This window comes from Pseudomonas sp. Z003-0.4C(8344-21), assembly GCF_900104975.1.
Taxonomy (GTDB): domain Bacteria; phylum Pseudomonadota; class Gammaproteobacteria; order Pseudomonadales; family Pseudomonadaceae; genus Aquipseudomonas; species Aquipseudomonas granadensis.
This window is the reverse complement of record NZ_LT629756.1, coordinates 378,202-392,728: the sequence shown is the minus strand read 5'-3', so window position 1 is coordinate 392,728 and position 14,527 is coordinate 378,202. Positions and strand designations below refer to the sequence as shown.

Annotated in this window: 15 protein-coding genes; 5 read left to right on the top strand and 10 right to left on the bottom strand. The window is 60.6% G+C overall.

Annotated elements, in window-relative coordinates:
- Positions 1 to 11: 11 nt before the first annotated feature.
- The 5 genes from tssB to BLU24_RS01720 all read right to left on the bottom strand — a co-directional run bounded on the left by tssB (position 12) and on the right by BLU24_RS01720 (position 4,560).
- Complete coding sequence (tssB, locus tag BLU24_RS01740; protein WP_003229587.1) at positions 12 to 515, bottom strand: type VI secretion system contractile sheath small subunit; 504 nt, start codon at positions 513 to 515, stop codon at positions 12 to 14.
- A 32-nt stretch (positions 516 to 547) separates the two neighbouring features.
- Positions 548 to 2,110 carry a type VI secretion system protein TssA gene (gene tssA / locus BLU24_RS01735; RefSeq protein WP_093096821.1) on the bottom strand — a complete coding sequence of 521 codons (1,563 nt, stop codon included), beginning with the start codon at positions 2,108 to 2,110 and terminating at the stop codon, positions 548 to 550.
- Between the two features lie 647 nt (positions 2,111 to 2,757).
- Entirely contained in the window at positions 2,758 to 3,033 is a 276-nt protein-coding gene (locus BLU24_RS01730; protein ID WP_003213368.1) for an HU family DNA-binding protein, read from the bottom strand.
- Positions 3,034 to 3,223: 190 nt separating this feature from the next.
- A complete protein-coding gene (locus tag BLU24_RS01725) occupies positions 3,224 to 4,372 on the bottom strand; it encodes an NAD(P)/FAD-dependent oxidoreductase (RefSeq protein ID WP_093096815.1) in 1,149 nt (382 codons plus the stop codon).
- Positions 4,373 to 4,392: 20 nt separating this feature from the next.
- Positions 4,393 to 4,560, bottom strand: a complete 168-nt coding sequence (locus BLU24_RS01720) for a rubredoxin (protein WP_003177199.1) — start codon at positions 4,558 to 4,560, stop codon at positions 4,393 to 4,395.
- Positions 4,561 to 4,760: 200 nt separating this feature from the next.
- Here BLU24_RS01720 and BLU24_RS01715 point away from each other — a divergent pair, with 200 nt between their 5' ends.
- Together BLU24_RS01715 and ubiA are read left to right on the top strand one after the other, a co-directional pair.
- Positions 4,761 to 5,321, top strand: a complete 561-nt coding sequence (locus BLU24_RS01715) for a chorismate--pyruvate lyase family protein (protein ID WP_093096808.1) — start codon at positions 4,761 to 4,763, stop codon at positions 5,319 to 5,321.
- A complete protein-coding gene (gene ubiA / locus BLU24_RS01710; RefSeq protein ID WP_090287621.1) occupies positions 5,321 to 6,211 on the top strand; it encodes a 4-hydroxybenzoate octaprenyltransferase in 891 nt (296 codons plus the stop codon). Before BLU24_RS01715 ends, ubiA begins: the two co-directional genes overlap by 1 nt.
- A gap of 111 nt (positions 6,212 to 6,322) precedes the next feature.
- On the opposite strand, the gene BLU24_RS01705 is transcribed toward ubiA, so the two are convergent.
- Entirely contained in the window at positions 6,323 to 6,706 is a 384-nt protein-coding gene (locus BLU24_RS01705) for a COG4315 family predicted lipoprotein (RefSeq protein ID WP_093096803.1), read from the bottom strand.
- 151 nt (positions 6,707 to 6,857) lie between these two features.
- Between BLU24_RS01705 and phoB the strand changes: the two genes are divergently transcribed.
- The 3 genes from phoB to BLU24_RS01690 all read left to right on the top strand — a co-directional run bounded on the left by phoB (position 6,858) and on the right by BLU24_RS01690 (position 10,433).
- Entirely contained in the window at positions 6,858 to 7,547 is a 690-nt protein-coding gene (gene phoB, locus BLU24_RS01700; RefSeq protein WP_007896474.1) for a phosphate regulon transcriptional regulator PhoB, read from the top strand.
- A gap of 135 nt (positions 7,548 to 7,682) precedes the next feature.
- The gene (phoR, locus tag BLU24_RS01695; RefSeq protein WP_231990214.1) at positions 7,683 to 8,969 is read left to right on the top strand and encodes a phosphate regulon sensor histidine kinase PhoR; all 1,287 of its coding nucleotides are present in this window, start codon (positions 7,683 to 7,685) and stop codon (positions 8,967 to 8,969) included.
- Between the two features lie 123 nt (positions 8,970 to 9,092).
- Entirely contained in the window at positions 9,093 to 10,433 is a 1,341-nt protein-coding gene (locus BLU24_RS01690; RefSeq protein ID WP_090287628.1) for a hemolysin family protein, read from the top strand.
- A gap of 72 nt (positions 10,434 to 10,505) precedes the next feature.
- Here the strand turns inward: BLU24_RS01690 and BLU24_RS01685 are convergent, their stop codons facing one another.
- The 4 genes from BLU24_RS01685 to pstB form a co-directional block, all read right to left on the bottom strand.
- Entirely contained in the window at positions 10,506 to 11,402 is an 897-nt protein-coding gene (locus tag BLU24_RS01685; RefSeq protein WP_093096795.1) for a peptidoglycan DD-metalloendopeptidase family protein, read from the bottom strand.
- 207 nt (positions 11,403 to 11,609) lie between these two features.
- Complete coding sequence (locus BLU24_RS01680; protein ID WP_093096792.1) at positions 11,610 to 12,566, bottom strand: response regulator; 957 nt, start codon at positions 12,564 to 12,566, stop codon at positions 11,610 to 11,612.
- Between the two features lie 177 nt (positions 12,567 to 12,743).
- On the bottom strand, positions 12,744 to 13,505 hold the full coding sequence (gene phoU, locus BLU24_RS01675) for a phosphate signaling complex protein PhoU (protein ID WP_016772483.1): 762 nt from the start codon (positions 13,503 to 13,505) through the stop codon (positions 12,744 to 12,746).
- A 111-nt stretch (positions 13,506 to 13,616) separates the two neighbouring features.
- On the bottom strand, positions 13,617 to 14,450 hold the full coding sequence (gene pstB / locus BLU24_RS01670) for a phosphate ABC transporter ATP-binding protein PstB (protein ID WP_090287634.1): 834 nt from the start codon (positions 14,448 to 14,450) through the stop codon (positions 13,617 to 13,619).
- Positions 14,451 to 14,527 lie beyond the last annotated feature (77 nt).

The following is a 14,527-nucleotide window of genomic DNA, read 5'->3' as shown; positions in this document are numbered from 1 at the left end:
TGGCAAGAGTCTCAGGCGTCCGGGGCTGCGGCGTTCAGGCCCAGCTCACCGAGTACGCGACCACGGGATTCGTCGTCGGCGAGCACGCCTTCGATCGCTTTACGGAACGCAGGCGCGTTACCCAGCGGGCCTTTGAGGGCCACCAGCGCATCGCGCAGTTCCATCAGTTTTTTCAGCTCAGGCACTTGCTCGACCAGGCTGGCCGGGTTGAAGTCCTTCATCGAATTGACGCGCAGTTGCACAGCCAGCTCGTCGGCCTCGCCATCTTCCTGCAGACGGTTCGGCACGCTCAGCGTCAGACCCAGTTCTTGCTTGGCCAACACTTCATCGAAGGTCATCTTGTCGATGCTGATCGGCTTGCGATCTTCGATTTTGCGATCGTCCTTGCGGTGGGTGTAGTCACCGATTGCCAGCAGTTTCAGCGGCAGTTCAATCTCTTCCTGAGCACCGCCGGTGGCGGGTTTGAAGGTGACGTTGATGCGTTCCTTGGGGGCTACCGAGCCTTCTTTGGCCATGGCTTTTCTCCTTGCGGTTGTGGCCCTGGGGCCTATTCGAGTACCACTTCGAGGTCGAGGTGGCACAGCCTGCGATAAATCTCTTCCTTGCGTTCACGTACGGCATGGTTCTGCGGCAACAACTCGCAGCAACTGTGCAGCAGGTGCAGCACTTCCAATGCAAGATCGGGCTCCCAGGCGTGCAGGCCTGAGTCCTGTAATGTCTGATCGAGGGTTTCGAGCTGGTTCTTGGCCAGTTCATATTTCTTGGCCATGAAGCACAGCCGCGCGAGGGCGAACTGCCAAAAAAACCGTTCGCGCCCGCCATGGGCCGATTGCAGACCCTGCTTGAGAATCTGCACGGCCGGCTTGAGGCCTTCCTTGCGCAGCAGTGGCAGGACTTCCTCGAGCGCTTTCTCCCAGGCGGGCTGGGTTTCGACGTTTTCGCTCTCGACCTTGCGCGGCGCACTGGCGCTTTGCAGGTGCGGCATGACGTTGGCGGCGATCCACGCGCGAGTAGACGGATCGGCGAACGGCGCGCCGTCATGGAAGCGCAACTCGACAATGCCCGGCAGCCGTTGAACCAAAAGCGCGAAGTGGATTTCCACTTCGCGCATGGCCAATTCGGCGTTGAGGTTCTGGAGACATTCCCAGACCATCCTCTGGCCATCGAACCAGAACGGCGCCTTCGCCAGGCTCGCCTCCAGTTCCACCAGCAGGTCGGCGTATTTGCCCTGATCGAAACGGTCCTGATAGAGCTTGAGTTTTTCCAGCGGCAGACCGCGCAATACGGTGATCTGCTCGGCGTTGCGCTCGGGCACCGCGTCGATGGTCATCCACAGCAAGGTGCGGTTGAGGCGCAACGCGCGCAGGTCGGTGGCTTTCTGTTTCAGCCACCAGGCGCACAACGGCCGGGCGCTTTCCTGTTGAGCGCGCAGGGCTTTGTGCGCATCGCGCTCGTTGTCGATCGGCGCGCCGGGAGTGAGCAGCTGGGTCGCGGCCTGTTTGACCTGCGCTACCGCCGCGCCGACCACGCCGGGGGCCGGCTGGTTGTCGGCAGCGCGCTGGATCATGGTTTTCAGGCGACGGGAGATCGGCAGCAACAGCGGCGCGTCATCGCCCAGATGTTCAGTGCAGGCGGCCTCGAGACCGGCCAGGTGCTCGGAGAGCTGCCGGAACATCGGCAACTGCTCTTTGATCGCAATGTTTTCGGTAATGACCTGCTCGAGACGCGGCACCAGCCAGCCAATGGCGGCGGCACGAGTGCGCGGTTTCAGCGGGTGGACGTCGGCCCAGTTGTTTTCCGACAAATGGTGCAGCAGACCGAGGCCGGCCAGCAGGCCGGGGAAGGATTCACGCTGGTACAACGACCAGGTCAGCCAGGCGCCGACACGCAAATCCTTGGATTGGGTACGCAGCAGGTTTTCGCTGTTTTCACGGATTTTCAGCCAGTCGATCTGCCCGCTTTCGTGCATCGACGAGGCTTTGGCCAGCTCGCTTTCCAGCGCCTCGAATTCGCTCGAGAAACGAACGTCTTCGCCCGCGAAATTCTCTTTTGAAACAGAGACTTTTGCGAGTTCGAGGTAATGGGCGGAAAGTTTGCTTGAGTAGGACATCCATGGCCTTTATTAAGGATTACAGTCGTGCGGGCAAATAGAGTGTCAGCCACGCGGGACAGTATCGAAGAGCAGTTCAGCGACTCATCCAATTGAGATGTGCTCTTTCAAGTGGGCGCATCGTAATCACAATGATGGCCACTAGCAAGCATCTGATTAAACAACAAGACGAAGTGTTCTTTGTTTGTTGTAGGAGGTTTCCTTATATCCTGTCAGGGTATCCCCGATACCCCCTTCGCTTGTGCATCGTCGCAACACCGGCCTGAAAACCGCGATCCAGAGCGTCCGTTTTCAAAAATCCGCAACACCCCGTGTGCACTGGCGAAGACGGCCCGGAGCATGACCGGTTTTGAAAAATCCGGATGTAGGATGATTCCGAAAGACTTCGGTATTGTTTCAACGCATCGCGGCGCGACAACAAAAGATGATTAAAATTGCCATCATATTGCTAGCATTTATTAAAAATTTTTAATCGCCGACTGTTTGCAAAGCCGCAACGCTAATCGAAGCCCGGCTCTTATTAATGCGTTTGGCAGTAGCGTGTTTTTAATCCACAAATTGGCGGACATAAAAAATGGGCATTCGACCGCAATCGAAATGCCCATTTTTCTCAGCGGTTCTCCCGTTATTCAGGAGATTCGCCGCAATTATGGATTAACGCTGTCTTTCAACGATTTGCCTGGCTTGAACGCAACGGTGTTGCTGGCCTTGATCTTCACCGGTTCGCCGGTTTGCGGGTTTTTGCCGGTGCGGGCGCCGCGGTGGCGTTGCAGGAAGGTGCCGAAGCCGACCAGCGTTACGCTGTCCTTGCGGTGCAGGGCGCCGGTGATTTCTTCGAGGACGGCATTAAGGACGCGATTGGCCTGTTCTTTGGTCAGGTCCGCTTTTTCCGCGATGGCGGCGGCGAGTTCTGGTTTACGCATTAGTGAAGCCCCTTTGACGGTTTTTTGTTGTTATGTCCGTGCTGTTCTCGTTGGAACAGCGCCCAAGGCGCCGCAGGCTCTACTCTGCGGCAGACGGGAGTGAGAATGGCACGCGGATACGGGCGACGCCAGTCTCCCCGCGACCTTTGTCGGGGCAAAAGCGGGGTGTTTACGACAGAACGACCGGCATTTACGCCAGCAGGGCCGGAAGCTGTTTGTTCAGGGCGAGTTTTTCCATGACCGCGGCGCCGGTCAGCGCATAACCGAGCAACTGACCATCGGCACTGCGGCACAGCGCCTTGATGTCAGCGCCCTGCCCCTCAACCGTCCAGACGCCTTCGCTGCCACGCGGCGGCGGCGAGACCACCAGCGGGCACACCGGGGTTTTCACAGTGATCGGCATCGGGCCGTAGCTGACCGCTGTCGGGTTTCCCGCCAGGGTCTGGGCCAGCGCTCGCGCGCAGCTCATGAGGGGCATGACGTACAACAGGTTCAGCCCGTCGACCTCGGCGCAGTCGCCCAAGGCGTAGATATTGGTGTGGGACGTTTTAAGCTGCCGATCAACCATGACACCGCGATTGACCTGGAGCCCCGCCGCCGCTGCCAGATCGATGCGTGGGCGCAGGCCAATTGCCGAGACCACCACGTCGCAGGCGACGACCTGGCCGTCGGACAGGTGCGCTTCGAGGCCATCGGCAACTTTCTGCAGGCGGGTCAGCACCGGGCCGAGGTGGAATTTTGCGCCGAGGCTTTCCAGCCCGGCCTGCACGGCGGCCGCAGCGGCCGGGTGCAACAGGGTCGGCATGACCTGTTCGCACGGCGCGACCAGTTGCACTTCGTAGCCGCCGAGGATCAAGTCATTGGCGAACTCGCAACCGATCAGCCCGGCACCGAGCAACAGCACGCGCCGCTTGCCGGCCGCGGCCGCACGAAACCGTGCGTAGTCTTCCAGATCGTTGATCGGAAAGACCAGATCGGCAGCATCGCCTTGGATCGGCACACGCACGGTTTCCGCGCCCCAGGCGAGAATCAGGTCGCGGTAATACACCGCCTCTTCACCGATCCACAGGCGCTTGTGGCCGGCATCGATGCCGCTGATGCGCGTGTGGGTGCGCACCTCGGCCTTCAACTGCTCGGCCATGGCACCGGGCTCGGCCATGCTCAGGCCGTCGGCATCCTTGTTCTTGCCGAAACCGGTGGAGAGCATCGGTTTGGAGTACGAGCGGCCGTCATCGGCGGTGATCAGCAGCAGCGGGGTTTCGCTGTCGAGCTTGCGAAACTCGCGGGCCAGGTTGTAGCCCGCCAGGCCAGTGCCGATGATGACGACAGGTGCGCTCATGCCTTACTCCTTGATTTTGCTTAGTTGATTTCGATCATTTCGAAGTCCATTTTGCCGACGCCGCAGTCCGGGCACAGCCAGTCTGCCGGCACGTCTTCCCAGCGGGTGCCCGGCGCAATGCCGTCATCCGGCCAGCCGTCGGCTTCGTTGTAGATCAGGCCACAGACGATGCATTGCCACTTTTTCATTCGGATACTTCCTCAAGGTTCAGGCGATTGCTGGCGCGGACGATCGATGGGTGTTGCGCTGCCATCCGGCTCAGCGCGTTTTGTACTGAGGGTGCCGGGCAGATGCAAGCCTGTTCGGCGCAACGGCCACCCGGATCGATCAATCTCGCCGCCCGCCATGGTAAGCTCGCCGCCTCATTTGCGGCCAATAATGACTCATTGTGCAACATTCAAATGCCTGCCCCGCCCCGCTCTGGCTGACCCAAAGCCGACTGTCACCCCGCCCCGATTCGTTGACCCTGGACTGGTTGTTCGACGAAGGCTCGCTGACCCGCCGCCTGACGCGACTGTCCTGCGATGGCTTCAGCGTGACGCCGTTGTTCGAAGGCTGGGCCACCCTGCGCAGCGACGAATGCGCGGCGCTGGAACTGGTCGAAGGCAGCGAAGGCTGGGTGCGCGAGGTGTATCTGCGTGGCCACGGCGAGGCCTGGGTGTTCGCCCGCAGTGTTGCCTCGCGTGCGGCATTGCAGGGTGACGGCTTGCATATGGATGAACTGGGCAGCCGCTCGCTGGGCGAGCTGCTGTTTTGCGATCAGGCGTTTCAGCGCCGCGCCATCGAGGTTTGCCATTACCCTGAAGACTGGCTGCCGGCCGAAGCCAAAACGCCTGAACTGTGGGCCCGCCGCTCGCGTTTCGACCGCGGCGCGCTGAGCGTGCTGGTCGCGGAAATCTTCCTGCCGAGCCTGTGGAGCGCCGCTCGCGCTCATCCGGAGAACTGCTGATGTATCAGAGCCTGCTCAAGTCCCTGAACCGCTTGAACCCGCGTGCCTGGGATTTCATTCAGTTGACGCGGATGGACAAGCCAATCGGCATCTATCTACTGTTGTGGCCAACGTTGTGGGCATTGTGGATTGCCGGCAAGGGCTCGCCGTCATTGGCCAACGTGGTGATTTTTGTCCTCGGTGTGGTGCTGACCCGTGCCGGCGGTTGCGTGATCAACGACTGGGCCGATCGCAAGGTCGACGGCCATGTCAAACGCACCGCGCAGCGCCCCTTGGCCAGCGGCAAGATCAGTTCGAAAGAAGCGCTGGTGTTCTTTGCCGTGCTGATGGGCATCAGTTTTCTGCTGGTGCTGTGCACCAACGCGCCGACAATCTGGCTGTCGCTGGGCGGTCTGGCGCTGGCCTGCACCTATCCATTCATGAAGCGCTACACCTATTACCCGCAAGTGGTGCTGGGCGCCGCGTTCTCGTGGGGCATGCCGATGGCGTTCACTGCCGAGACCGGTGAGTTGCCGGCAGCGGCGTGGCTGCTGTGGATTGCCAACCTGTTGTGGACGGTGGGTTATGACACCTACTACGCAATGACCGACCGCGATGACGACCTGAAGATCGGGGTGAAATCCACGGCGATCCTGTTTGGCGAGGCGGACCGGGTGATCATTCTCAGCCTGCAGGCGCTGTCGTTGGGTTGCCTGATGCTGGCGGGGTCGAAATTCGAACTGGGAATGTGGTTTCACCTCGGCTTGCTGGTGGCCGCTGGCTGTTATGCGTGGGAGTTCTGGTACACCCGCGATCGCGACCGGATGCGTTGCTTCAAGGCGTTCTTGCACAATCACTGGGCCGGGTTGGCGATTTTTGTCGGAATCGTCGTGGATTACGCGCTGCGCTAAACCCAAATCAGTGTAGGAGTGAGCCTGCTCGCGATAGCGGTGTGTCAGTTAACGAAAATGCGGCTGACACACCGCGATCGCGAGCAGGCTCACTCCTACACGGGACCATGGCTATTTGGCTTTGGCGACTTTCCAGGCGCCGTCCATTTTTCCGTCGCCGGTCATGTCGCCGGCCTTCTTGTCCATCACGAAGGTGTACAACGGCATGCCCTGGTAAGCCCACTGCATCGAGCCGTCGTCACGCTTGACCACCGTCCAGTCGCCCATCGACTTGTCACCCGCCTGCGCCATCAATGGCGGCCAGTTCGCCGCGCATTTGTCATTGCACGCTGACTTGCCGGCGGAGTCCTTGGCGAAGGTGTACAGGGTCATGCCTTTCTGATCGGTGAACATGCCGTCCTTCTCCATCGCCGGATCGGCAGCCATGGCCAGGCCAGGCAACGCCAGGGCCGCGGCCATCAGCAGGGCTTTGAAAGAAGCAGTCATCTGAGTCATGGAAACCTTCTTTTGTGGTTGTCAGGATTCGGACTTAGAGCTTAGTCCAGGATGGTCAAACTTGTTGGCGGGCAGAAATACTGTCACACGACTGCAATAATTCCGTTATCTAATGCGGCGCAAGACAGTTAAATGACAAGAGGATTAAGGCATGGTTGGCAGGAGCATTCTGATCGTCGACGACGAAGCGCCCATTCGCGAAATGATCGCCGTGGCGTTGGAAATGGCCGGCTATGACTGCCTCGAGGCAGAGAACTCGCAGCAGGCCCACGCCATCATCGTCGACCGCAAACCCGACCTGATCCTGCTCGACTGGATGCTGCCCGGCACGTCCGGCATCGAACTGGCCCGACGCCTGAAGCGTGACGAGCTGACCGGGGACATCCCGATCATCATGCTCACCGCCAAGGGCGAAGAGGACAACAAGATCCAGGGTCTGGAAGTCGGCGCTGACGACTACATCACCAAGCCGTTTTCCCCGCGTGAACTGGTCGCCCGTCTCAAGGCGGTACTGCGCCGCGCCGGCCCGACCGATGGCGAAGCACCGATCGAAGTCGGTGGCCTGCTGCTCGATCCGATCAGCCACCGCGTGACCATCGACGGCAAACCGGCCGAGATGGGCCCGACCGAATATCGCCTGCTGCAATTCTTCATGACCCACCAGGAACGCGCCTACACCCGCGGCCAGTTGCTGGATCAGGTCTGGGGCGGCAACGTTTACGTCGAAGAGCGCACCGTCGACGTGCACATTCGCCGCCTGCGCAAGGCCCTCGGCGATGCTTACGAAAATCTGGTACAAACCGTGCGCGGTACGGGCTATCGGTTCTCCACAAAAGCATAAAAGCAGCTGCAAGTTTCTAGCTACAAGCGGCAAGAAAGCGAGCCGCTCTGACTTGCAGCTTGCAGCTTGAAACTTGACGCTGCGGCTAAGGACGCCCCTGTGAATCAAAACTGGCATGGCACCCTGATTCGCCACATGTTGCTGCTGGTCACCGCGTGCCTGGTGATCGGGCTGATCAGCGGCTATTACGGCTGGAGCCTCGCGGTGGGCCTGGGCCTGTATCTGGCCTGGACGCTCAAGCAATTGCTGCGTCTGCACGAATGGCTGCGCCAGCACCAGCCCGATGAAGCGCCGCCCGATGGCTACGGCCTGTGGGGCGAAGTGTTCGACAGCATCTACCACCTGCAACGTCGCGACCAACGGGTGCGCGGGCGCCTGCAAGCGGTGATCGACCGGGTGCAGGAATCCACCGCGGCGCTGAAAGACGCGGTGATCATGCTCGACAGCGACGGCAACCTGGAATGGTGGAACCGCGCCGCTGAGACCCTGCTCGGCCTCAAGACCCCACAAGACAGCGGCCAGCCGGTGACCAACCTGGTGCGGCATCCGCGCTTCAAGGAATATTTCGAGCAGGACAACTTCGCCGAGCCGCTGGAAATCCCTTCACCGACCAACGATCGCGTGCGCATTCAGCTGTACCTGACCCGCTACGGCAACAACGAGCACCTGATGCTGGTGCGCGATGTCACGCGCATCCATCAACTGGAGCAGATGCGCAAAGACTTCATCGCCAACGTGTCTCACGAACTGCGCACACCGCTGACGGTGATCTGCGGCTATCTGGAAACCCTGCTCGATAACGTCGAGGAAGTGAACCCGCGCTGGAGCCGCGCTCTGCAGCAGATGCAGCAACAGGGCGGGCGCATGCAGACGTTGCTCAACGACTTGCTGCTGCTGGCCAAGCTCGAAGCCACCGATTACCCGTCAGACAACCAGCCGGTGCAGATCGATACACTGCTGCAGTCGATCACCAGCGACGCCCAGCAATTGTCGGGCGCGAAGAATCAGCACATCACGCTGGAAGCCCATGCCGGCGTGCTGCTCAAGGGCAGCGAAGCGGAGTTGCGCAGTGCGTTTTCCAATCTGGTGTTCAACGCGGTCAAGTACACACCGGCCGAGGGCAACATTCGGATTCGCTGGTGGGGCGACGATCAGGGCGCGCACCTGAGCGTGCAGGATTCGGGCATCGGCATCGACAGCAAACACCTGCCGCGCCTGACCGAGCGTTTCTACCGCGTCGATTCCAGCCGCAACTCCAACACCGGCGGCACCGGCCTCGGCCTGGCCATCGTCAAACACGTGCTGTTGCGCCACCGTGCGCGCATGGAGATCAGCAGCGTGCCCGGCCACGGCAGCACGTTCACCTGCCATTTCGCCCCGGCTCAGGTGGCCAGCTCACGGGCGATCAGCGCCGCCGAGTGACGCCGCCCGGCACACGCTACTAGGCAATTGCCCAGTCAGCCGCTACATTGGCTGACTTGCGCCTGCCTTTCAGGCGCTGTTTCCCCTTACTTTCGAATCACACGGAACCTGCAAAACTCCATCATGGACCCTTCCCCTGGCTTGTCCCTCGCTACCATTTTCGCCGACTTCGGCATGATTCTTTTTGCTCTGATCCTGGTGTTGCTCAACGGCTTTTTCGTTGCGGCGGAATTCGCCATGGTCAAACTGCGCTCGACCCGGGTCGAAGCCATCGCCGAGCAGCACGGCTGGCGCGGCCACATCCTGCGCACCGTGCACAGTCAGCTCGATGCCTACCTTTCGGCGTGTCAGTTGGGTATCACCCTCGCCTCCCTCGGCCTGGGCTGGGTCGGTGAGCCGGCGTTCGCGCATATCCTCGAACCGCTGTTGAGCGCGATCGGCGTCGATTCGCCGGAGATCGTCAAAGGCGTCTCGTTTTTCACCGCATTTTTCATCATTTCCTATCTGCACATCGTGGTCGGCGAGCTCGCGCCGAAGTCCTGGGCGATCCGCAAACCGGAACTGCTGTCGCTGTGGACGGCGGTCCCGCTGTACCTGTTCTACTGGGCAATGTACCCGGCGATCTACCTGCTCAACGCCAGCGCCAACGCAATTCTGCGTATCGCAGGGCAAGGCGAGCCCGGCCCGCACCATGAACACCATTACAGCCGCGAAGAACTGAAACTGATCCTGCACTCCAGCCGTGGACAGGATCCGAGCGACCAAGGCATGCGCGTACTGGCCTCGGCGGTGGAAATGGGCGAGCTGGAAGTGGTCGACTGGGCCAACTCCCGGGAAGACCTGATCACCCTCGAATTCAACGCACCGCTGAAAGAAATCCTGGCAATGTTCCGTCGCCACAAGTTCAGCCGTTATCCGGTGTACGACAGCGAGCGCCAGGAGTTCGTCGGCCTGCTGCACATCAAGGACCTGCTGCTGGAACTGGCGGCGCTGGACCACATTCCCGAGTCGTTCAACCTGGCCGAGCTGACCCGTCCGCTGGAACGAGTGTCGCGGCACATGCCGTTGTCGCAGCTGCTGGAACAGTTCCGCAAGGGCGGCTCGCATTTCGCCGTGGTCGAGGAGGCGGATGGCAACATCATCGGCTACCTGACCATGGAAGACGTGCTGGAAGTGCTGGTCGGCGATATTCAGGACGAACACCGCAAGGCTGAGCGCGGCATTCTCGCCTATCAGCCGGGCAAGCTGCTGGTTCGTGGCGATACGCCGTTGTTCAAGGTCGAGCGCTTGCTGGGCATCGATCTGGACCACATCGAAGCGGAAACCCTCGCCGGGCTGGTCTATGAAACCCTCAAACGCGTGCCGGAAGAGGAAGAAGTGCTGGAAGTCGAAGGCCTGCGGATCATCATCAAGAAGATGAAAGGGCCGAAGATTGTGCTGGCCAAGGTGTTGATGCTGGATTGATGGGCTGATCCGGGACCGCGTCGCCGCTTTCGCGAGCAGGCTCGCTCCCACTCTGGAATGCGTTTGCCGATGTTACTGTTTGCCCAACGCAAAGTTGGGCAACGCCCCCAGCGGCTGGTTGAACTGATACGGAATCGACACCAGCCCTTCCCCGGTGTTGCGCTGCACCACGAAGTGCAGGTGCGGGCCGCTGCTGTTGCCGGTGTTGCCCGACAGCGCCAGCGGACTGCCGACCTTGACCCGTTGCCCCTCACGCACGCTCACCGAGCCCTGTTTCAGGTGCAGGTACACGCCCATTGTGCCGTCATCGTGCAGCACCCGCACGAAATTGCCCGACGCATCGGTGCCGCGCCCGCTCTGTGAGTTTTCGGTCTTCACCACCACTCCGGCTCGCGCGGCAATGATGGGCGTGCCCACCGGCATGGCGATGTCCATGGCATAGCGATTCTTCGGCCCGTAGTGGCTGTATTGGCCGTTGGCGCCCTGACTCAGGCGGAACGGCCCGCCACGCCACGGCAGTGGATAGCGATAGCTCTGCGCCGCGCCAGCGGGGTCACCCAGCGAATAATGGAACTGCGGCGAATACACCAGCGGCTTGCCGGCGGAAATCGCCGTCAGCAGCGCCAGCCGCGTGTTGCTGCGCGCGGGCAATACCCGGCGAATGGTTTGCGCCGGTGCGCCGCGCACATTGCTCAGGCCGGTGAATGCCAGGGCGATCTCGACCGGCGCGTACAGATCGTTGCGCACGAACACCACGTCGGTGCCTTTCTGCTTTTTGATATCGAGGTACACCTGGCGCTCCAGGCGCTCGACCATGCGGTCCTGAAACACGAACACCTGCGCGCCTTTGCTTGGCCGGTCGCTGTAGGAAACCACGCCATTGGCATCGGTGGATTTATAGATGGTCATGGCCACTGCCGAGGTGGAGGCCAGAAAGACAGCACAGAGAAACAGCAGGCGCGCGAGCATGGGCAAGAATCTGTCGAAAGAAGGCCTGGAAATGAGCCTAGCAGGTGAAGCAGACCAGGCTAGTCGACAGATGTTGCAAATAGGCAGTGCAGAAGATGGATGATGCGGTTGATGCCCTATCGCCAGCAGGCTGGCTCCCACATTGGAATGCGTTGCAAATGTGGGAGCCAGCCCTGCTGGCGATAGCGACTTGTCAGGCGACGAAGATCAGGCGCCCGGTACGAAGTGCTTCTGCGCCGTGCCACGGGCGATCAGGCGCGAGATGTAGTCGAGCTTCTGCGCGTCCTGATCGACGAAGCGGAAGGTCAGTTGCAGCCATTCGCTGTCTGGCTTCTGCTCAACCGCGACAACGGCGTGCAGGTAACCGTTGAGGCGCGCGACTTCAGCGTTGTCGCCCTGCTCCAGATCGAGCACGGCGCTGTCGAGGATCTGCGGCAGGGTCTCGGTGCGCTTCACCACCAGCAGCGCTTCCTTGATGCTCAGCGCCTTGATCACGCATTGCTGGGTGCCGCTCGGCAGGCGCAACTGGCCCTGGCCGCGACCACCGACCGGCGCCTTCGACGCGGCAGGTGCTTGCACCGGCGGCGCGTTGAGCAAACCGCGCGATGGCGCAGCAGCGGCTGCCGGCGCCGCCGCAGCAGGCTTGGCAAACGGGTTGGCTGCTGCCGTAGCCGGGGCAGCGCCGACCACGGCAGGCTTGCCGCCAGTCAGTGCGCTCAGCGAATCGTTGCCGAATGCCGAGTTCATCTTGGTCGGCGCGCTGTTCATCAGGGTGTCGAGCTTGCCGACCTTGTTCAGCGCCTGCTTGACCTTGGTCAGCAACTGCTCGTTGGTGAACGGTTTGCTGACGTAGCCGGAAACGCCGGCCTGAATCGCCTGCACGACGTTTTCCTTGTCGCCCCGGCTGGTCACCATGACGAACGGCATGGTCTTGAGATTGTCCTGCTCGCGGCACCAGGTCAGCAATTCGAGGCCGGACATTTCCGGCATTTCCCAATCGCACAACACTAGGTCGAAGGCTTCTCTGGCCAGTATGGCCTGGGCCTTTTTACCGTTCACGGCGTCCTCGGTGCGAATCCCCGGGAAGTAATTACGCAGGCACTTTTTCACCAGGTCACGAATGAACGAAGCATCGTCCACGACCAACACACTGATCTTGCTCATCCAACACCCCTATTAAAATCCCGGCAAGCATAACGCTGGCTGATGGCACATTGCCAAAACTCTTCAGTCACGCCGGGACTTTTCGTTCGCGGGTGCTGCTTTTTAATTCGGTTGTACCTATGAAAAGCACAAACAAAAACGCCCGGCCAAAGGGCCGGGCGCTTTTCTCAGGCAATCTTACTTATCGTCAGCTTCGCCCGGAACATTAGCGGTTTCGGCGCTGGTGCCTTCAACTTCTTCTTTCATGCGCTTGAGGCCCATGTGCCGCACGTCGGTGCCGCGGACCAGGTAGATCACCAGTTCCGAGATGTTACGCGCATGGTCGCCGATGCGCTCCAGCGAGCGCAGGACCCAGATGATGCTCAGAACACGCGAGATAGAGCGCGGGTCTTCCATCATGTAGGTCGCCAGCTCGCGCAGGGCGGTTTTGTATTCGCGGTCGATGATCTTGTCGTACTGCGCCACCGACAAAGCCAGATCGGCGTCGAAACGCGCGAAAGCGTCCAGCGCATCGCGGACCATGTTGCGCACCTGGTCGCCGATGTGGCGAACCTCGACGTAACCGCGCGGCGCTTCGCCTTCCTCGCACAACTGGATGGCACGGCGGGCGATCTTGGTCGCTTCGTCGCCGATGCGCTCAAGGTCGATCACCGATTTGGAAATGCTGATGATCAGACGCAAGTCCGACGCGGCCGGCTGACGCCGAGCAAGAATGCGCAGGCATTCTTCGTCGATGTTGCGTTCCATCTGGTTGATCTGGTCGTCGATCTCGCGCACTTGCTGAGCCAGACCGGAGTCGGCCTCGATCAGCGCCGTGACGGCGTCGTTGACCTGCTTCTCGACCAGCCCGCCCATGGCCAGCAGGTGGCTGCGCACTTCTTCCAGTTCGGCGTTGAACTGCGCGGAAATGTGATGGGTTAAACCTTCCTTCGAAATCATGATTTGCTCCGCAAAAGCCATGAGCTGCAAGCTACAAGCTGCAAGCTGATTTGTGTCGTACTCGAACCGCTCTTACTTGCCGCTTGAAGCTTGCGGCTTGCAGCTCTACGGTCAGCCATAACGACCGGTGATGTAGTCTTCGGTCTGCTTCTTCGCCGGATTGGTGAACAGGGTATCGGTATCGCCGAATTCCACCAGTTTGCCCATGTACATGAACGCCGTGTAGTCGGACACCCGCGCCGCCTGCTGCATGTTGTGCGTGACGATGACGATGGTGAACTTGGATTTCAGCTCGTAAATCAGCTCTTCGACCTTCAGCGTCGAGATCGGGTCGAGGGCCGAGCACGGTTCGTCGAGCAGTAGCACTTCCGGCTCAACGGCGATGGTACGGGCGATCACCAGACGCTGTTGCTGACCACCGGACAGGCCAAGCGCCGAGTCGTGCAGACGGTCTTTGACCTCGTCCCACAGGGCCGCGCCTTTCAACGCCCATTCAACGGCTTCGTCGAGGATGCGCTTCTTGTTGATGCCCTGGATGCGCAGGCCGTACACCACGTTTTCGTAGATGGTCTTCGGGAACGGGTTGGGCTTCTGGAACACCATGCCGACGCGACGACGCAGCTCGGCAACGTCTTCGCCCTTGCGATAGATGTTGTTGCCGTACAGGTTGATCGCGCCTTCAACGCGGCAGCCGTCAACCAGATCGTTCATACGGTTGAAGGTGCGCAGCAAAGTCGACTTGCCGCAACCGGACGGGCCGATGAACGCGGTCACGCGCTGCTTCGGAATATTCATGCTGACGTCGAACAGCGCTTGTTTCTCGCCGTAGTACAGGCTCAGGCCGGGCACTTCGATGGCCACGGTTTCCTGTTCGAGATTCAGGCTCTGCTTGTCGCGGCCCAGGGCAGACATGTTGATGCCGTGGCTGTGTGTTTCGTGCTGCATGGGTCTCACTCCGTTCGTAGCTGCAAGCTTCTGGCTGCAAGCTGCAAGTTTGAGCAAAAGCGGCTTGTAGCTTGCCG